The 18,309-nt window shown below is 65.1% G+C and carries 18 protein-coding genes; 12 read left to right on the forward strand and 6 right to left on the reverse strand.

From position 1 onward, the window contains the following. The first annotated feature begins 73 nt into the window (after positions 1-73). From eno to gpmI, 3 genes are all read left to right on the forward strand, one after another. The gene (gene eno / locus AC5IJH_RS07215) at positions 74-1,366 is read left to right on the forward strand and encodes a phosphopyruvate hydratase (RefSeq protein ID WP_491902165.1); all 1,293 of its coding nucleotides are present in this window, start codon (positions 74-76) and stop codon (positions 1,364-1,366) included. A gap of 42 nt (positions 1,367-1,408) precedes the next feature. Continuing rightward, positions 1,409-2,176, forward strand: a complete 768-nt coding sequence (locus AC5IJH_RS07220) for a DUF2059 domain-containing protein (RefSeq protein WP_491902136.1) — start codon at positions 1,409-1,411, stop codon at positions 2,174-2,176. Between the two features lie 148 nt (positions 2,177-2,324). Beyond that, positions 2,325-3,932, forward strand: coding sequence for a 2,3-bisphosphoglycerate-independent phosphoglycerate mutase (gene gpmI / locus AC5IJH_RS07225; protein WP_491902137.1), 1,608 nt, complete (start codon positions 2,325-2,327; stop codon positions 3,930-3,932). Here the strand turns inward: gpmI and AC5IJH_RS07230 are convergent. Further along, positions 3,929-4,729: a thiamine pyrophosphate-dependent enzyme gene (locus AC5IJH_RS07230; protein ID WP_491902138.1), complete on the reverse strand. Its 801-nt coding sequence runs from the start codon at positions 4,727-4,729 to the stop codon at positions 3,929-3,931. The genes gpmI and AC5IJH_RS07230 overlap by 4 nt on opposite strands. 315 nt (positions 4,730-5,044) lie before the next feature. Next, positions 5,045-6,259: a bifunctional glutamate N-acetyltransferase/amino-acid acetyltransferase ArgJ gene (gene argJ, locus AC5IJH_RS07235; protein WP_491902139.1), complete on the reverse strand. Its 1,215-nt coding sequence runs from the start codon at positions 6,257-6,259 to the stop codon at positions 5,045-5,047. Positions 6,260-6,283: 24 nt separating this feature from the next. Here argJ and AC5IJH_RS07240 point away from each other — a divergent pair, with 24 nt between their 5' ends. Both AC5IJH_RS07240 and AC5IJH_RS07245 read left to right on the forward strand, forming a co-directional pair. Further along, positions 6,284-7,081, forward strand: a complete 798-nt coding sequence (locus AC5IJH_RS07240; protein ID WP_491902140.1) for an ABC transporter ATP-binding protein — start codon at positions 6,284-6,286, stop codon at positions 7,079-7,081. Between the two features lie 501 nt (positions 7,082-7,582). Further along, complete coding sequence (locus AC5IJH_RS07245; RefSeq protein WP_491902141.1) at positions 7,583-8,038, forward strand: DIP1984 family protein; 456 nt, start codon at positions 7,583-7,585, stop codon at positions 8,036-8,038. Between the two features lie 32 nt (positions 8,039-8,070). Here the strand turns inward: AC5IJH_RS07245 and AC5IJH_RS07250 are convergent, their stop codons facing one another. Beyond that, entirely contained in the window at positions 8,071-8,844 is a 774-nt protein-coding gene (locus tag AC5IJH_RS07250) for an NADPH-dependent F420 reductase (protein WP_491902142.1), read from the reverse strand. A 131-nt stretch (positions 8,845-8,975) separates the two neighbouring features. Here AC5IJH_RS07250 and AC5IJH_RS07255 point away from each other — a divergent pair, with 131 nt between their 5' ends. From AC5IJH_RS07255 to AC5IJH_RS07275, 5 genes are all read left to right on the forward strand, one after another. Further along, entirely contained in the window at positions 8,976-9,617 is a 642-nt protein-coding gene (locus AC5IJH_RS07255) for a TetR/AcrR family transcriptional regulator (RefSeq protein WP_491902143.1), read from the forward strand. A 48-nt stretch (positions 9,618-9,665) separates the two neighbouring features. Beyond that, complete coding sequence (locus tag AC5IJH_RS07260) at positions 9,666-10,439, forward strand: thiazole synthase (protein ID WP_491902144.1); 774 nt, start codon at positions 9,666-9,668, stop codon at positions 10,437-10,439. A 61-nt stretch (positions 10,440-10,500) separates the two neighbouring features. Further along, positions 10,501-11,052: a crossover junction endodeoxyribonuclease RuvC gene (gene ruvC / locus AC5IJH_RS07265; RefSeq protein WP_491902145.1), complete on the forward strand. Its 552-nt coding sequence runs from the start codon at positions 10,501-10,503 to the stop codon at positions 11,050-11,052. Positions 11,053-11,055: 3 nt separating this feature from the next. Then, positions 11,056-11,790 carry a hypothetical protein gene (locus AC5IJH_RS07270; protein WP_491902146.1) on the forward strand — a complete coding sequence of 245 codons (735 nt, stop codon included), beginning with the start codon at positions 11,056-11,058 and terminating at the stop codon, positions 11,788-11,790. Positions 11,791-11,926: 136 nt separating this feature from the next. Further along, on the forward strand, positions 11,927-13,627 hold the full coding sequence (locus AC5IJH_RS07275) for a DUF6600 domain-containing protein (protein WP_491902147.1): 1,701 nt from the start codon (positions 11,927-11,929) through the stop codon (positions 13,625-13,627). A 32-nt stretch (positions 13,628-13,659) separates the two neighbouring features. On the opposite strand, the gene AC5IJH_RS07280 is transcribed toward AC5IJH_RS07275, so the two are convergent. Further along, positions 13,660-14,085 (reverse strand): winged helix-turn-helix transcriptional regulator, encoded by a 426-nt coding sequence (locus AC5IJH_RS07280; RefSeq protein ID WP_491902148.1) that lies wholly within the window; start codon positions 14,083-14,085, stop codon positions 13,660-13,662. Between the two features lie 112 nt (positions 14,086-14,197). Between AC5IJH_RS07280 and AC5IJH_RS07285 the strand changes: the two genes are divergently transcribed. Further along, positions 14,198-14,815 (forward strand): FMN-dependent NADH-azoreductase, encoded by a 618-nt coding sequence (locus AC5IJH_RS07285; protein ID WP_491902149.1) that lies wholly within the window; start codon positions 14,198-14,200, stop codon positions 14,813-14,815. An 83-nt stretch (positions 14,816-14,898) separates the two neighbouring features. On the opposite strand, the gene AC5IJH_RS07290 is transcribed toward AC5IJH_RS07285, so the two are convergent. Further along, the gene (locus tag AC5IJH_RS07290; RefSeq protein ID WP_491902150.1) at positions 14,899-15,648 is read right to left on the reverse strand and encodes an ImmA/IrrE family metallo-endopeptidase; all 750 of its coding nucleotides are present in this window, start codon (positions 15,646-15,648) and stop codon (positions 14,899-14,901) included. Positions 15,649-15,738: 90 nt separating this feature from the next. After that, complete coding sequence (rsmA, locus tag AC5IJH_RS07295; protein WP_491902151.1) at positions 15,739-16,563, reverse strand: 16S rRNA (adenine(1518)-N(6)/adenine(1519)-N(6))-dimethyltransferase RsmA; 825 nt, start codon at positions 16,561-16,563, stop codon at positions 15,739-15,741. A 195-nt stretch (positions 16,564-16,758) separates the two neighbouring features. Between rsmA and glgA the strand changes: the two genes are divergently transcribed. Beyond that, positions 16,759-18,210, forward strand: a complete 1,452-nt coding sequence (gene glgA / locus AC5IJH_RS07300) for a glycogen synthase GlgA (RefSeq protein ID WP_491902152.1) — start codon at positions 16,759-16,761, stop codon at positions 18,208-18,210. Positions 18,211-18,309: the final 99 nt, after the last annotated feature.

Genomic DNA, 18,309 nt, shown 5'->3' on the forward strand with positions numbered 1-18,309 from the left:
CGGCGAACCGATCCCGGTAGACCGCCGCCCCAGGCTGCAGGACCGCTTGCACCACCACATCACTAGGAGCGATATGACGGAGATTGCGCAGATACGCGCGCGGGAGATTTTGGACTCGCGCGGCAACCCCACTGTTGAGGCGGACGTGGTGCTCACGGACGGCACCATCGGCCGGGCGGCCGTCCCGAGTGGCGCCTCTACCGGTGAGCATGAAGCCGTTGAGCTGCGCGACGGCGACAAGTCGCACTACCTCGGCAGGGGCGTGCTCCAGGCCGTCGAGAATGTCGAGAGCATCCTCGAGCCCGAGCTCAAGGGCATGGACGCGTCCAACCAGCGGCTGCTTGACGCGACGATGATTTCGATCGACGGCACAGAAAACAAGGGCCGCATCGGCGCCAACGCGATCCTCGCCGTCTCCATGGCCGCGGCGCGAGCGTCGTCGCTCTCGCTCAAGACACCGCTCTATCGCTACCTCGGCGGCGTCAATGCCTGCATCCTGCCCACCCCCATGATGAACATCATCAACGGCGGCGCGCACGCGGACAACAACGTGGACTTCCAGGAGTTCATGGTGATGCCCGTCGGCGCGGAGCGCTTTGCCGATGCGCTGCGCTGGGGCGCGGAGATCTTCCACACGCTCAAGGGCGTGCTCAAGAAGCGCGGCTACAACACAGCCGTCGGCGATGAGGGCGGCTTCGCTCCTTCGCTGAAGTCGAACGTGGAAGCGATCGAGGTCATCCTCGAAGCCATCACGCAGGCCGGCTTCAAGCCGGGCGAGGATATCGCGCTCGCGCTCGATCCCGCGGCCAGCGAGTTCTTCGACAAGTCCGCCAACGCCTACGTCTTCAAGAAGTCGGATAAGAGCCAGAAGACAAGCCAGGAGCTGGTCGACTACTGGGCTGACTGGGTTCGTCAGTACCCCATCATCTCGATCGAAGACGGCCTCGCCGAGGACGACTGGCAGGGCTGGCAATACATGACGGAGAAGCTCGGCAGCACAACGCAGCTCGTCGGCGACGACCTCTTCGTGACCAACACGGAGCGTCTGCAGCGCGGCATCGATGAGGGTGTCGCCAACTCCATCCTGATTAAGGTCAACCAGATCGGCACCGTTAGCGAGACGCTCGAAGCCATCGAACTCGCGCGCCGGTACGGCTACACGTCGATCATTTCGCATCGCAGCGGTGAGACGGAAGACACGTTCATCGCCGACCTGGCTGTCGCCACCGGCGCGGGCCAGATCAAGACCGGTTCGGCATCGCGCACTGATCGCATTGCCAAATACAACCAGCTACTGCGGATCGAAGAGGAACTGGGCCAGGCGGCTGAGTTTCTCGGTATCGAGTCTGTCAACTGTGACGAATAGCGAAGCGCGCGGCCCGTGGCTGCGCCGGAAAAAGGTGTTCTGATGAAGGTAGTCTCCTCCGCGCTCTGCGGAATCCTCCTCGCGCTGCCACTGGGCAGCGCTGTTGCACAGACCGGGTCCAGCACAGCAGGTGCTGCATCCACCCCGCACCAGAGCGGCGCCACCCCGGCCTCCCCGCATGCGGCGTCGCCCAGCGAACGGTCGATCGGCACGCTCGATCCGAACGCGCCCCCGCCGCCGGCTCACCCCATCACGGCCGCGCAGACCAAGCAGCTGCTCGATCTGATGCAGTTCAAGAAGACCGAAGATCGCAACTGGTCGCAGATGATCACCATGAACAAGCAGGCCGCGCCCTTCATCCCGAATGATGTGTGGACCGACGTGCAGAGCGGCATTGATGGCATCGACTACAGCGCCCTCGTGCAGCCGATCTATGCGCGCTATCTGTCGGAAGACGACGCCACCAAGGCCCTCGCCTTCTACAGCACGCCCGCGGGTCAGCGCGTGCTCCAGGCCATGCCGTCCATCCTTGGCGAGAGCGCTGCTGCCTCGCAGCAGAAGGGTCGCCAGGTCGGCCGCGATGCAATTGAGAAGCACCGCACGGAGATCGAAGCCGCGCAGAAGAAGTATCAGGAAGAGCACGCACCTGCAGGCGGTCCGGGTAGCGCACCGGGCGCTGGTCCGGGCAGCGGCGCGGGAGCAGGTGCAGGAGCAGGCCCCGGATCAGGCGCTTCCTCGGGCAGCGGCACGAGCTCTGGCTCCGGAAAAACCACCACCAAGCCGCAGGGCACCGCCACGAAGCCGCAGTAGCATCCGCATCAGCAACCACGGCCGCCGCGAGCGCATGCTCCGGCGGCCGTGCTCTTTTGGCTCGCGCACTCTGCTGTACCATCGAGCGTGAGCGCGCACTATGCGCATCAGCGCAATAAATCTGCAACAAGGGGACACAGAACGCCGCATGCCGAAGCCGCTTGTGTTGGCCATTCTGGATGGTTGGGGCTATCGCGCGGAGACCGCGGCGAATGCCATCGCGCAGGCACGCAAACCGAATTACGATCGGCTGCTGCGTGAGTTTCCCAACACACTTCTGCACGCGTCCGATCACTTCGTCGGCCTGCCCGACGGGCAGATGGGCAACAGCGAAGTGGGCCATCTGAACATCGGCGCCGGCCGTGTCGTCTCCATGGACATCACGCGCATCGACGCCATGATCGCGGACGGATCGTTCTACGAGCACCCGGAGATCGTGAAGGCGATCGACCGCGCCTGCGAAAGCGGCCGCCAGCTTCACCTGCTCGGCCTGCTCTCCGACGGCGGCGTTCATTCGCAGCAGGCGCATCTCGAAGCGCTCCTGCGTGCCGCGAAGATGCGCGGCGCAGAGCGTGTCTTCGTGCACGCCTTCCTCGACGGCCGCGACACGCTGCCCACCAGCGGCGCCGGTTACCTCGAGCGGCTGGACCGCGCGACGCGCGAACTCGGTGTCGGCAAACTCGCCACCGTGAGCGGCCGTTACTACGCGATGGATCGCGATCGCCGCTGGGAGCGCGAGCGCCTCACCTTTGACGCAATGGTGAAGGGAACTGCCGAGGGCGGCGCGCATGCCGACGCCATCGCTCGCGTCAAGGAGAGCTACAGCCAGGGCGTCACGGATGAGTTCGTCATCCCGTTCGTCGTCAGCGATGCGGCGGGCGCGCCGGTCACGCGCGTGCGCGACGAGGACGTCTGCATCTGCTTCAACTACCGCGCCGATCGTGTGCGGCAGATCACGCGCGTTCTCGCACGCGAGAGCGGCATCACCGCGAACGGCGGTCGTGAGCTCCCTGGCGCCGACGATCTCGACAGCACCATCCCGCGCTTCGAGGTGCCGAAGAACCTGCACTACCTCTCGATGACGCAGTACGACAAGCAGTTCAAGGTCCCCATGATCCTGCTGCCCGAGTCCATGGAGAACCTGCTCGCGAACTGCCTGGCTGCGGCCCAGATGCGCAACCTGCGCGTCGCCGAAACGGAGAAGTACGCACACGTCACCTACTTCTTCAACGGCGGTATCGAGAAGGAGTTCCCCGGTGAAGATCGCCAGATGGTCCAGTCACAGAAAGTCGCGACCTACGATCTAGCACCCGCGATGAGCGCTCGCGGCATCGCCGATGTCGTCACCAAGGCAGTGGCAGATACAGCCTTCCAGTTGATCGTCGTCAACTTCGCCAATGCCGATATGGTCGGCCACTCCGGCAAGATGGAGCCCACCATCCGCGGCGTCGAAACCGTGGACGCCTGCCTCGGCCAGCTTCACACCGCGCTGCGTCAGACCGGCGGCTCCATGCTGATCACCGCAGACCACGGCAACGCAGAGATGCTGGTCGACCCGAAGAGCGGTGGCCCGCACACGGCGCACACTACGAATCCCGTACCACTCATCCTGGTCAGCGGCGACGCCACGCGTTATCGACTGCGCGACGGCGGCTCACTCCGCGATATCTCGCCCACCGTGCTCGCGATGCTCGGCATCCCGCAGCCTAAAGAGATGAGCGGCGCAGACCTGCGCATTCCGCTGCACGCAATCTAGCGGCGCGGCTTCGCCGTGTCCAGCAGTGTTAGCTCGCGCGTGAACGCCGCTAGCGTGCGCTCCTTCAGCCGCGCCGTCTCGAGTCCACGCCGCTCCAGTGCCTGCTCCAGGCGCCGCACCGGATCCACTTTGCTGTCCAGCGGCCACGGCTTGCAGTCGATCAGCGTCGGCCCAACGCCCCGCCGCGCACGCTGGATCGACTCCTGCGCCACGCGATACACCGCCACCACATCGTTGCCGTCAACCGGAATGCCGTAGATGCCCAGACGCTCCGTCTGCGCTGCGTCGCTCAGGTCGCTGTCCGCTGTGCTTTCGATCATGAACACCACGCCCAGCTTGTGCTTTGCCGCATAGGCGAGTGACGGTGCAAGCGCGTCAAGCGACGTGATCCCCGGTCCGCTGAAGACCAGAGTCGCTCCCTTTTCTTCGCGCCGTGCCATCGCATATCCCGCGGCTACGGCGAAGCGTGCAGCCGCCGTCGGTGCGCTGGCCAGCACGCCCACCAGCGGGGGACCGCCTGCCTCGGCTGACAGCATGCGGCGCAACGCATGGCCGCGCGCCAGCGCCGCCAGCTGATCCCCAGCTGTCGGCATTACCGATTCCTGGTTGACCAGATGAGTCACTGTGCCAGTGACGATTGCCTCGCGCGCCACCAGCGGCTTCGCGCTTTCGCGCAAGCGGTTGCGGCCGCGCAGCAGGCGTGTGCGCAGCAGCGTGGTGTACAGGTGCCTCAGGCGTTCGTCGGGAAGCAGTGGGTGCGGAGTGGCGGCCTTGGCCGCGCCGGCCGGGGTCGGCATCTGGTTGGATGTGTCCTGCAGTCAGGATGAATTTCGTCGAGCAGTGCCGATTGTAGCGCGAGCCCGGCGCGTGTCGAATGCCGTTCGGCAGTGCGTGGCAGAGAGAGTGCCACAGGAGTCGCGCGCACGCAACGCGTGCTTTTCAACAGAAGTGTGCATAAGGCTGTGCACAAGCGCTGACGTCTGCGCATGCAACCCAGTGTTCATGATGCTTTGCACACTCTGCACTGGAACTGAGGCAGCGATTTTGTACGCCGGCCATGAGCGTGTCACGCATCATCCTGCGTGCTGTAATCAGCCTGAGCCGTCACGGGCTCACGTGCTGTAATCGGCATTGATCGCCACGTACTCCCGCGTAAGGTCGCACGTCCAGAAGCGGCACTGGCCATCGCCAAGGCCAAGCTCCATCCGCACCGTAAACTCCGGCTGACTCAGGTAGCGATGCGCGGCCTGCTCGTCGAAGCCCGCAGCTCGGCCGCCACCTTCGCAGATCAGCAGCTCCCCCAGCCAGATCGACACGCGCTCTGCATCCAGCGCTGCGCCCGAGTAGCCCGCCGCCGCGATCAGCCGCCCCCAGTTCGGATCGTTGCCGGCCCAAGCCGTCTTCACCAGCGGCGAGTGCGCAATTGCCTTCGCCACCCGCAGCGCATCCGCATTGGACACAGCCCCACGCACCTCAAGCTCGACCAGGTGCGTCGCGCCTTCGCCATCTTTCACGACCTGCTTCGCCAACGACGTGCAGATCTCGCGCAGCCCCTCCGCGAAGTGCCCAGCGTTCGCTCGCGTCAGTGCCGCGCCCGAAGCGCCACTCGCCAGCAGCAGCACGGTATCGTTGGTCGACGTGTCGCCATCGATCGAGATCCGGTGAAAGCTCGTCTCGACCGCCTGCTCAAGCAGCTCCTGCAACAGCGCGGGCTCCGCCGCCACATCGGTGAAGATGTAAGCGAGCATCGTCGCCTGCGGTGCGCCCGCAAGCTGCGGGTGAATCATGCCCGCACCCTTTGCCATCCCGGCGATGCGCACCGGACGTCCCTCTACGACGAGGTCCGCAAACGCCGTCTTCGGTCGCGTGTCGGTCGTCATGATCGCGGCCGCAACGCTCGCGAAGTGTTCGCCGGTGCTCCCCGCAGCATCGCGCAACCCAGGCAGCGCAGCGCGCACCTTGTCGACTGGCAGCGGCACACCGATGATGCCGGTGGACGATGGAATCACCTCATGCGCCGCGCAGCCGAACACATGCGCCGCAGCCTGGCAGCAGGCCATCGCGGCCTCGCGGCCGGCCTCACCTGTCGCGCAGTTCGCGTTGCCGGCATTCACCAGCACCGCACGCACGCGCCGCCCGCTCGCCTGCAGATGACGCGCGCCGATCACCAGCGGCGCAGCCTGCACTCGATTCGTGGTGAACATCGCAGCAGCGCTCGCGCCACCCGGAGCGGCAAGGATTGAAAGGTCAGGACGGCCGCTCGCCTTGATACCGGCACGCACCGAACCCCAAAGAAAACCACGCGGCAACAGCGCGTCAATGTCCATCTCGCTCTTACTCTAGCAAGTGTGATGAGCACTTACGATCAAGCAGACAGCTTCGCGGACCTGCGCCATGTCTCCGTCGCGCGCGGAGAAGCGGTTGTGCTCCACGATGTCAGCCTGCGGCTCGGTCGGGGTGAGCATGCGGCCATCCTCGGGCCGAATGGCTGTGGCAAATCGACGCTGCTCAAGCTGCTCACGGCAGAGTGCTATCCGCTCCCGCAGTTCGGTTCATCCATCACGCTCTTCGGCCGGGAACGCTGGGCCGTCCGCGACCTGCGCCAGCACCTCGGTGTTGTGCTCACGGATCTGCCCGGACCCAGCACCGCACACGCCACTGGACTCGAAGCTGTCCTCTCCGGCTTCTTCGCGAGCGCGGCACTGTGGCCGCACCTCGTCGTTACCGCCGACATGCGGGAGCGTGCAGCGGAATCGCTCGCGCTCATGGACGTCACGCATCTCGCCGAAAAACGGGTCGGTGACATGTCTGCCGGCGAAGCGCGTCGCATCCTCATCGCGCGCGCTCTCGTCCATCGTCCGGAGATGCTGCTGCTCGATGAGCCCACCAACGCGCTCGACCTTGCTGCCCAGCGCAGCCTGCGCGAGACGCTTCGTGAACTGCTGCGGCAGGGAACTGGCCTGCTGCTGATCACCCATCACCTGCCCGACATCCTGCCCGAGATCGATCGCGTGATCCTCATGCGTGACGGACGCATCGTCGCCGACGGAGCGAAGCGCGATCTGCTCACCCCGGCACGACTCAGCGCTCTGTTCGGCCGTGAACTCGATGTCGTCGAGCGCGACGAATACTTCCACGCGCTCGCCTGATTTCCGCTGCTCTGAAACGTTGGGAACAGGCCGTGAATGCTTGTCGAAACACGTTCCCGGCCCCTCTTGACGTGCCCCCGGGAGAGACGTTAAGTTGTGGATACACGGGAAAGGAGGATGATCCGACGAATGAAAAATTCTGATGGTAGTTGTTCGATCAGTGCACGTGAGGTGACTGAGGCTTAGGGCGCGCGCGCTCTAGACCTGGCGAACATCCCTTCGATTTCGCTGAGGCCCACTTCATACTTCGCTCGCCAGATTGGGAGGCGGTCGGAGGAAATTGAGAAGCGTGCACGCCTCAGGTCAACTCAACCAGATCACCGGCCAAGGGCCCGCCGCCAGCGATGGCAGCGGGCCTTTTGCTTTTTCTGCCGACCCCGTTTCAAGGAATGCCATCCCATCAATGTTGGTCCACTCCCTGCGCCAAATCGCACGAGTGCAGCGTCTCCGTTTGAAGGAGGGTTGCTCTGCGTGAGGATAGGGAAGTGACACAGGGACACCATGAAGCTGGGTGATGCGATGGGGCAGCGCGTGGAATGCGAAGCGCGCATGCTCGATCTGAAGAAGCGGCTCATTCGCAATGCGCGCGTGCAGGAGGGCGAGCAGCCGGCTGAGGATCCCCAGAACCTCCTCGACGACGTCGATCGCACCGCGCTCCGTCTCGTTGAGCTCATTCAGACCATCCACCGCACCGCCTGTGCCACGGTCTTCGACGAGAACAACTCGCTCGCAGACGTCATCACTGAGCGCGACGTGCTCGGCCGCAAGCGAGACCTGCTGATCGCCGTAGGTGACGCGGCCACCGCCGGACTCGAGCACCTTCACCGCCCGGAACCGCACTTCGTCCCCGCCATCCAGGTCGGCCGCATCCATCGCCACGTCGACCAGCTCTCGAAGCGCTACCGCGAGATCGACTCCCGCATCCAGGAGCTGAGCTGGCGCACCGACGTGCTGTGAGCATCCGGCATTCATTTACGGCACCGCGCAGGCTACTGCGCGCCTGCTGCCGACCATAGCGCTCGCGCGAGGAAGGGAAACTCCTGCGGTGGCGTGTCGCGTGGCAGGCTGAGCAGCTTCTGAAGCATCACATCGCGCATCTCCGGAGCGAGCGACCGATCGGCGTTTGCAAGCGACGACCTCACCACGTCCGCCGTGTGATCCGTGCCGTAGACGGGCGTCCCGGGCTGCTGCCTCCATGATTCAGAGAGCGGGCCCGCATCCAAACCGTCGAAGCCCAGATCATTCAGCAGCGCGATCACCATCTGCTTGGCCTTCGCGTCATCCCCAGCAACGGGAAGCGCAATCCGGTTCTGCGAACCAGGTGGCAGGCCGCCATGCGCAAGGCTGTACGTGGTGATGTTGTTGAACACCTTCGTCACCGGACGACCGAGCACGCGCGACGTCCACTCGCTCTCCGTAAGCCCACGACCCTCGAGCTCATCGATGACCCCATCGCGCATGGAATAGTAGTTGCCGGTATCGAGGATCGGCGTTCCCGGGGGTAGCTCGCGCAGCAGATCCTTCGGAAGCAGCGGAACACTCTTCATCGGAATCGTGACCACCAGCAGGTCCACGCCCTTTGCCACCTCCGCGATCGCAACCGGCGTCGCCCCGGTCTCCGCTGCAACCTGCGAGAGTGTCTCCGGCCCGCGCGAATTTGCAATCTGTACCGTGTGCTGGAGCTTTCCAAAACTCTTGGCCAGTGTGGACCCGATGTTGCCCGCTCCGATGATTCCGATCTTCATGTCTTTCCCTGCCTTCATGTCTCTGCCTGCTTCGTAAGATGGGTCGTGGAGTACAACGACCGTTTTCCGTCTAAAGCGTAGATGGGGAAACGATCGTTGTCGATTCAGCGAAACGTGTTTATTCTGTGAGTGCCGAGAAAAGCGCAACCATGTCCAAACAAGCGATGATCGCGGAGAAGGAGCGCTCTATCGTCCTCGCTGCGCGTGAGAGCTTCCTGCGCGACGGCTTCGCTGGAGCCTCCATGGATGCGATCGCGCGCTCCGCCGGCGTCTCGGTCAAGACCATCTACAGCCACTTCGCCGACAAGAGTGAACTGTTCAGCAAGGTGATGGTCGCCGCCTGCACAGACCATCTCCTCTCCGGCGAGACTCCCTCCGACACAGCGCTTGCCGAGCTGTTCCCGTGGTTTGCCAGGGCGACGCAGCGGGGCCTTTTTGACGCTGGCATTGACTACCTGCGCCACCTGCTCTCTGACGATCAGCTCTCCCTCTACCGCGTCGTCACCCGCGATGCGGACCGCTTCCCGGAGTTGGGCCTGCACTACCACCAGAACATCGCTCGCGGCAGAACCGGCATCCTGGTCGCTTGGTTCCGGCGCGCCGTTCGCACAAATGGCTGGCCCAGGCGGGATGCAAGGCACGACGCTGCTCTTTACGAAGCCCTGCTCCGCGCCGGCATCTATGAAGAAGCCCTCCACGGCCTACTCCAGGTGGACCCCGCCGCCATCGATCGGCAGGCGCGCGCCGCCTCGCGAACCATGTGGAAGCTGCTCACCACCTCCTGCGGATAACGCCCCTGACCGGCACTCCCGCTCTGCGCGCGGCGGTACACTGAGGGCATGGATCCACTCGTCATCGCGGGCCGCGCGTTTCAGTCGCGGCTGATCGTCGGCACCGGCAAGTACAAGGACGGCGCAGAGACGCAGCGCGCCATCGAAGCCTCGGGCGCGGAGATGGTCACAGTGGCAGTGCGCCGCGTCAACCTCGACCGCTCGAAGGAGTCGCTGCTGGACTTCATCGATCCGCAGCGCTACTTTCTGCTGCCCAACACCGCCGGCTGCTACACCGCCGACGAGGCCATCCGCGCCGCGCGCCTCGGCCGCGAGGTCGGGCTCTCCGACTGGGTGAAGATCGAAGTCATTGGCGACCAAAAGACGCTCTACCCCGACGTCCAGGCCACGCTCGAAGCCACCCGCGTCCTCGTCAAGGAAGGCTTCACCGTCCTGCCCTACACCTCGGACGACATCGTCTTCGCCAAGCGCCTCGTCGACGTCGGCGCAGCCGCCGTCATGCCGCTCGCCTCGCCCATCGGCAGCGGCATGGGTCTGCAGAACACCGCCACTCTGCGCATCCTGCGCGAGATGATCACGGAAGTCCCGCTCATCGTCGACGCCGGCATCGGCTCCGCGTCCGAAGCCGCGCTGGCGATGGAGATGGGCGCTGACGCAGTGCTCATCAACTCCGCTATCGCGGGCGCCAGCAATCCCGTGCTCATGGCCGAAGCCATGCAGCACGCCGTGCTCGCCGGGCGCGAAAGCTTCCTCGCCGGCCGCATGCCGCGCAAGCTCTACGCCACCGCCAGCTCGCCCGTCGAAGGCGTTTCGCGCGTCTGACACACAGGCCACCGCCTCGGCACTGCTGCACAACGACTGGCACAGGGTAGACTCCTCCCATATGCGCGTCTTCGGCATCGACTGCGGCACAGAGTGCACCGGCTACGGCGTCGTGGAAGTCGTGGATACGGCGCGCACGCCCCGCCTCCGCGCTCTCGCTGCCGGTGGCATCGTCCTCTCGAAGCGCGACTCGCTCCCCGTCCGGCTTGCCCGCGTCTACGCCGAGCTCACCGCCCTCATCTCGCTGCATCAGCCCGCCGTCGTCGCGATCGAGGACGTCTTCTTCGCTGCCAACGCGAAGTCCGCGCTCAAGCTGGGCCACGTGCGCGGCGTCGCGCTGCTCGCAGCGGCAAACCTCGGGCTGCCGGTAGCCGAGTACGCCCCACTCAGCGTCAAGTCCGCCGTGGTCGGCTACGGCCTCGCTAAGAAGGAGCAGGTGCAGTTCATGGTCGCGCGACTGCTTGAACTCGAACGCGAACCCGAGCCGGCCGACGCCGCCGACGCCCTCGCCATCGCCATCTGTCACATCCACACTGCACAGACCCTTCTGCAGCAGCAGCCGGTCCCGCCCGTGCGCACCGCGCCCGTGCTCCGGCCGCGCGTGGGGGCCTGATCCATGGCCTCATTCCCCCGGCTCAGAATCGCGGTGCTGCCGCTCTGCCTGCTCGCCACTGCAGCCTCCGCGCAGGACAGCCCCGCAGCACAGCCCACCCCTCCCGTACCGGCGTCCGCCGGAAAGTCGCTCGCGACCATCGAATTCCACTTCGAGAACCAGCAGCTCCGCCCGCCCACCTACACCCTCGTCGTGCATGAGGATGGCTCTGGCCAGTACCGCGCCGACGCCAGCCCCGCGCTGCCGGACGATCCCGCGGCCCTGCCCAGCGAAGCCGCCGACCGCCCCATCCAGCTCACCGGGGCCGTCACCCAGCGCATGTTCAAGCTGGCTCGCTCGCACAAGGACTTCGCCACGGCCTGCGACAGCGGTGACGCCAGGATCGCCTTCACCGGCAAGAAGCTGCTCACCTACCAGGGCCCTGACGGACACGGTGCCTGCACCTTCATCTACTCGAAGGATCAGCAGATCGAGTGGCTCGCCTCCGAGATGCAGGCCATCGCGGCCACCCTGAACGAGGGCCAGAAGCTCGACCTGCAGCACGAACATGGCCGCCTCAGCCTCGACGCGGAGCTCGAAACGCTCGAAAGCATGGTCCAGAACGGTCAGGCAGCCGAGCTCGGCACCATCGCGCCCACCCTGCTTGCCATCGCGCGCGACCCGGCCGTGCTCGAGCGCGCGCAGAAGCGGGCACGTCACCTGCTCACCATCGCCGACGCAGCCGCCTCCGCCCGCTAGCACGCCTGTTGTGTGCTCACGCACAGGCCGATACAGTTCCCGCTCTGCCCTGAGCGACATTCGCTACGATGATGGGTTCCAACTGTGTTGGCCCGGCGTTTCTGCACAACCGCGCCTGGTCCGGAGGGGTCCAGCCATGGGCAAAGGCCGCCGCGTCACCGCCGTTCTGCTGTTCCTGCTCGCCACCTTGGTGGTCCTGCTGGCGCCGCATGCCCTCCGAGCGCAGGAGACTGGCGCCGTCGTCCGGCTCAGCTTCGTGCAGGGCACTGTCTCGATCGCGCAGGGCGACAAGACACAGTTCCCCCAGGCCCAGGCCAACATGCCGCTCTTTGCCGGCTACTCCATCAGCACCGGCGAAGACGGGCAGGCAGAGGTCGAGTTTCTCGACGGCAGCGTCGCCCGCCTCACCCCGCAGAGCCGCCTCGATCTCATCCAGCTGCCCCGCAGCGGCACAGAGGGCGAGCCCACCGAACTGGCCCTCGGCTCCGGCCTCGGCTATTTCGAACTGAACACGCAGTACGGCCAGCGTTATCGCGTGCGCTTCGCTGACGACACGGTCAACCCGGAGCAGAACTCCATCTTCCGCATCAGCCTCGACCAGGCGCCGGAGCTCGCCGTCTTCGCCGGTACCGTCCACGCCAAGGCCGGCAACGGCTTCGACCAGTCCATCGAGCAGGGAAGCATGGTCACCTTCGCAGCGGACGAAGACAGCCAGGTGCAGTTGTCACCGCAGCTGCGACAAGAATCCTGGGACCAGTGGAACCAGGATCGCGACGACCAGATTGCCCGGCAGGCCGCGCAGCAGACCAGTGCGCGCGAGGAGTCCGGCGCGCCCGACCAGCCCGGCTGGGACGACCTCGACGCCTACGGCAACTGGTACCCCGTCGAAGGCTACGGCGACGTCTGGGCCCCCAACGAAGAGCCCGCCGGCTGGGACCCCTACGGCAGCGGCTACTGGGCCAACTATCCGGGCCTCGGCTTCACCTGGATCTCCGGCTACCCCTGGGGCTGGCTCCCGTACCAGTGCGGCGCGTGGAACTACTGGTCCGACTTCGGCTGGGGCTGGATTCCCGGTGAGTGCGGCCTCGGCTGGCAGAACACCATCGTCATCCGCAACGCACCCTACGGCTACCGTCCGCCGCCGCGCCCCATTCCCGCCGGCAACGTCGGCACACGGCTCTTCGCCATCCACCGCGCTCCCGTGCGTGGTCCCGGCGGGGTCCCCGTCGCCCAGCCCGGCAACGGCGCTGGCAACCATCACACACCGCCCGTCCGCGTCGGCACCCCCACTCCCGGCCCGCGCCCGGTCGCAGGCGGACCAGTCGTCATCGGCGGCCGCGCTGTCTCACCGCTTCCCGTGCTCGGCGCCGGCCGTGGCACGCCTGTCGCGGTCCATCGCGGCAACGAGGATCGCAACCCCGACGGCACCGGCCTCTTCAACACCACCGGGGTCAGCCGCTACGCTGGTGGCGGCATCGCTGCGCCGCAAGAGGGAGCAATCGCGCCCGCCCCGGCACGTCCCATCTACCAACATCCCATCGGCCAGCAGCCCGTCTACCAGCGTCCCCTCGGCAACCCGCAACCCATGGAGCGTCCCGGCATCGGCGTGCCCAACCGCGGCGGTACGCTCCCGCCACGCGTATACCAACCCACGCCACGCGCCTACGAACCACCCTCATCCCCCCGCACCACCGCGCCCCCACCACGCGTGATGGCCCCGGCGCCCCCGCGCGTCACAGCCCCACCACCCATGAGCGCGCCACGTCCGGCCCCCAGCGCCCCAGCCCCTGTGCATGCCCCGGCCCCCAGCGCACCCGCGCCCGTAGGCCACCACTAGGCGCTTAACCCGATCAAGAGAGCGCATAGCCTCTACTTCGCTGCCTGACTCCATGGCTGCGCGGAATGAGCCATCGCAGACGAGTCCTCGAACTTCGCGCGGTTCTCCGCGATCGTTTGCTTATTTCGGGCAGCCCACAGATGAAGAGGAACCAGCGCAGCGCGCAGCGTCTGGCCGAGCTCCGTCAATTCGTAGTCCACGCGTGGCGGAACACTCGGAAACAACGTCCGTGTGACGATCCCATCCGCTTCGAGCCGCTTCAGCGTCAGCGTCAGCATCCGTTGCGAGATGCCGCTCACCCGCCGTCGAATTTCGTTGTAACGCAACTCACCCTTCGACAGGGCGCCCACCACCATGATCGTCCACTTATCCCCAACGCTGGCCAGGACATCCGCAAGCCCCTTGCAATCGGTCGCTGTGAGAGATCCCTCAGGAACAAAATTGTTCGTTTCGCTCAAGAAAGTGCCTTCTTGTGGAGATAGATCGCGCACTCCATAGTAGCGCTACGAACAGGTTGTTCGCGCCTCCTTGCTCAAGGCCGGCTACGGACAAATCCTGCGGAAAGGAACCATGCCACGTCTTCTGGTTGTCGAAGCAAGCCCCCGAGGAAACGCCTCTATCTCCCGCAATCTCGCCGCGAAATTCGTCCATACCTGGAGAGGCGCGCATCCCGATGGTGAAGTCATCTCACGCGACCTCGCCCAAATGGATCTGCCCTATGTGAACCTGCCCTGGCTGCGCGCAAGCCTTACGCCGATCGAGAAGCACACACCCGAGATGCAGGCCGTGCTCGTGCTCTCAAACCAACTCGTCGACGAGTTACTCTCTGCGGATCACATCGTCATCAGCACGCCGGTCTACAACTACAACATCCCTGCCAACCTCAAATCCTATATCGATCACATCGTGCGCAAGGGTCGTACCCTCGGCATGGCTGGCGATGGTCTGGTGCACGGAAAGGTCTGCACCGTGTTGGTGGCCTCCGGCGGCGTCTACACCGAGGGCTCGCCGATCCGCGACCGTGACATCGCGACCACGTATCTGCGACTGATCCTGAAAGTCATCGGTATCGAAGATGTCACGTTCGTGGCCGCCGGCGGAAGCAAGGTCGTGGACCTTGGCGAAAAGTCCCGTGAAGAGTTCCTGGCCGCATTCGAGCCCGCTCTCCGCACTGCGGCCACCATGTAAGCGGCCCTCGCGCCAACCAGTCTGGCCGTGTTCCGGCAGGACAGTCACATGCGTCGACACGGACGAATCTCCATAGGAACGGATCACCGGGTCGCGCGCTTGTATTGCACCCTTGGCAAAGCTTCCAGCACCTGCTGGAAGCTCTCCTTTGGCTGCCCGTAAGCAGTAAGAACCAGGTCAAGCTGATACCACCCATACGCGTTCGGATCGTTGCCCAGCTTCGCGTACTGTTCGTTGAAGTATTGAATCTTCTCCTGTCCCACGGGCACCGGATTCGGAAGGTGCGATTCGATCTGACGGAACTCAGCGATCAGATGGTCTAAGTAGGCCGGGTCATGTTCCCGCCACCAGGCCACTGCGATGCGGTTCGATTGGATCTCCTCTTGATAAAAATCCTCGTCCGCCTTGAAGGATTCGCCCTTGAAGTTCTCGTGAGTGACCAGCATCCTGTTCTGCACCCAGTGCCCAAGCTCGTGCGCGAAGAAGAATCGGTAGAACATATCGCGGAACAGAGCCTCGCCTGACGGCTGATCAGACGTCAGCTTCGCCCAGCGCTCGATACTCTGCTGCACGGGAGGAGGCAACTCACGAAATCTGCCCTCGGTTACAGTCCGTTTCTCGTAAAACGAAAAAGGAGGAGTGGTGTAGATGCGGATCGTTGGTAGTGGCTCGAACGCCGAATCGGCTACGCCAGGTACGTGAACCCGACTCTGAAAATCCGCGGCTATCGCGTTGAGAGCCTGCAGGTCAGCGTCCTGAGACCATCCGCAGAACGGTGTCAGAAGCCCCAGAAGCGTCAGCCAGAAGTATCGATGTACCCTCATCATGGTCACAAACTACGGTACGAATCACCTGAGTCCAAGCGGTTTCGCTCGCATCTGTCCGGGAGATATCAACGCCACGGCGCGCTTGTCACGCGTCGTTCACGGAAGCGTCTGCCCGTTCATGTCGCACTTGAGTCCTCCGAGTGCCCGAAACACCCCAGCCATCGCATCCAGCCCCACCGCCTCCGCCCGCACACTCGCATCCAGCGCACCCGCATGCAGCGCAGCCGTGATCGCCTCACCTCGATAGCCCGCATTGCGCAGGTTGTTCGCCCACGTCTTGCGCTTCTGCGCGAAGCTCGCGCGCAGAAAGGGCACGAACTGCTCCGCCTCCACGCCCAGCTCCGCAAAACGCGGTCGCGTGCGGAAGCGGAACACACTCGAGTGCACCTCCGGCCGTGGCGAGAACGCCTCCGGCGGCAGCGTGAACAGCATCTCCAGTTCGCCATAGAGTTGCAGCGTCGCGCTCAGCACTCCGTAGTCGCGGGAGCCCGGCTTCGCGGTCGCGCGCTCCGCGACTTCGCGCTGCACCATCAACACCGCGCGGTCGATCGCCGCATGGTGCGCCACCAGGTGCAGCAAGATGTCCGACGTGATGTAGTACGGCAGGTTGCCGACCACGGCCAACCTGCGCCCGCGCTCCGCCGCCAGCGCGGTCAGGTCGACTGCGAGCACATCCGCGTGCCGCACCTCCACCGTCGGCTGCCCGGCAAACTCCACTAGCAGCGCGCCGGCAAGCCCCGGGTCGTACTCGATCAGCGTCAACTGGCCGGCCGTGCGCGCCAGCAGCCGCGTGATCGCCCCGCGTCCCGGCCCGATCTCGACCACCGCATCCTGCGCAATCTCGCCCAGCCCGGCCACCACCCGGCGGCACGCGTCTGCATCCACCAGGAAGTTCTGTCCGAGCCGCGGTTTCTTCTGCATGGGGTCGATCGGATCCGGCGCGTCGCTCTATCTTAGGAACATGCAGTACCCTCGAGCGCGATGTTGGCATCGAATGAAACGCTCTAGAATCACACTCTGAGAGTAAAGCAGGGAAGCCGGGCCAGTGCGTGCATCCCCCGCGCGCGCAGACTCGATCCAAGCAGATTTTGTGCGGCAGAAAGGGCGGGGAGCCGGATGCATATCGTCTACGCGGCGTCGGAGTGCGTGCCATTCGCTAAGACTGGTGGCCTGGCCGACGTAGTGGCCGCCCTGCCACGTGAGCTGGTGCGCCAGGGCCATCAGTGCACCGTCTACCTGCCGTTCTATCGCCAGGTGCAGAAGCACACCACGGAGCGGCGCGTCGTCGTCCCCAGCATCACCATCCCGTTCCACGGCTACAACCGCTTCGTCACCGTGCTCGACGGCGGCATCCGCGGCGGCGTGCAGTACTACTTCCTCGACTGCCCGGAGCTCTTCGACCGCGAAGGCATCTACGGCGCGCAGGGCAGCGAGTACAGCGACAACGCCGAGCGCTTCGGCCTCTACAGCCGCGCCGTCATCGAAGCGGCCAAGCAGATCGCCATCCCCGACCTCTTCCACGCGCACGATTGGCATGCGGCGCTACTCCCCGTCATGCTGCGAACCGTCTACTATTTCGACCCGGTGCTGCGCAACGTGCCCTGCCTGCTCACCGTGCACAACGCCGCGCATCAGGGGCTGTTTCCCGCCAGCATCGTCGACCGCCTGGAGCTGCCGCCCGAGACCTACACCGTCGACGGTCTCGAGTTCTACGGCCAGGCGAACTTCCTCAAGGGCGGCATCATCTACGCCGACACGCTCAGCACCGTCAGCCCCCGCTACGCGCAGGAGATCCAGACCCGCGAGCTCGGCGCCGGCCTCGAAGGCGTCCTGCAGAAGCGCTCCGCGGACCTGAAGGGCATCCTCAACGGCGTCGACTACGACGAGTGGAACCCCGCGACCGATCGCAAGATCGCCGCCCACTACACCCCCGAGCGCATGACTGGAAAACGTGACTGCCGCCGTGACCTTTTGCACGCCTTCGGCCTCAAACCAGCGGAAACCACCCCGGTGCTCGGCATCGTCTCCTGGCTCTCCACCCAGAAAGGCTTCGACCTCCTCGCCGAGATCATGCCCGAGCTGATGACCCGCGACCTCGTCATCGTCGTCCTCGGCACAGGCGAGACCTACTACGAAAACCTATTCCGTACCCTCCAGGAACGCCACCCCGGCCGGATCGCCGTCAAGGTCGCCTACGACGAGACGCTCGCCCACAAGATCGAGGCCGGCGCCGACCTCTTCCTCATGCCCTCGCGCTATGAGCCCTGCGGCCTCAGCCAGATCTACAGCCTCAAGTACGGCACCGTGCCCGTCGTCCACGCCACCGGCGGCCTCGACGACTCGATCGACGAGTGGAACCCCGCAGCCCAGACCGGCACGGGTTTCAAGTTCTACCCCTACCAGCCGGCCGCCTTCCTCGCCGCGCTCGACCGCGCCTTCGCCGCCTTTGCCGACAAGACCGGCTGGGCGGTCCTGCAGCGCAACGGCATGTTGCGTGATTTCTCGTGGCGCGAGCCCGCCGGCGACTACCTGCGGCTGTACGAGGAATGTGTGCGACGTCGGTCGTAACGGGGAAGAGGGTAGAGGGAGCCGGTCTAACCAGGCTCGACCTTCACTTACAGCTCCAGGTAATGGCTGTCATACCATTCGACTGGCATGACTTATCGC

The sequence above is a fragment of the Candidatus Dedyshia acidiphila genome (genome assembly GCF_051025295.1).
GTDB lineage: Bacteria > Acidobacteriota > Terriglobia > Terriglobales > Acidobacteriaceae > KBS-83.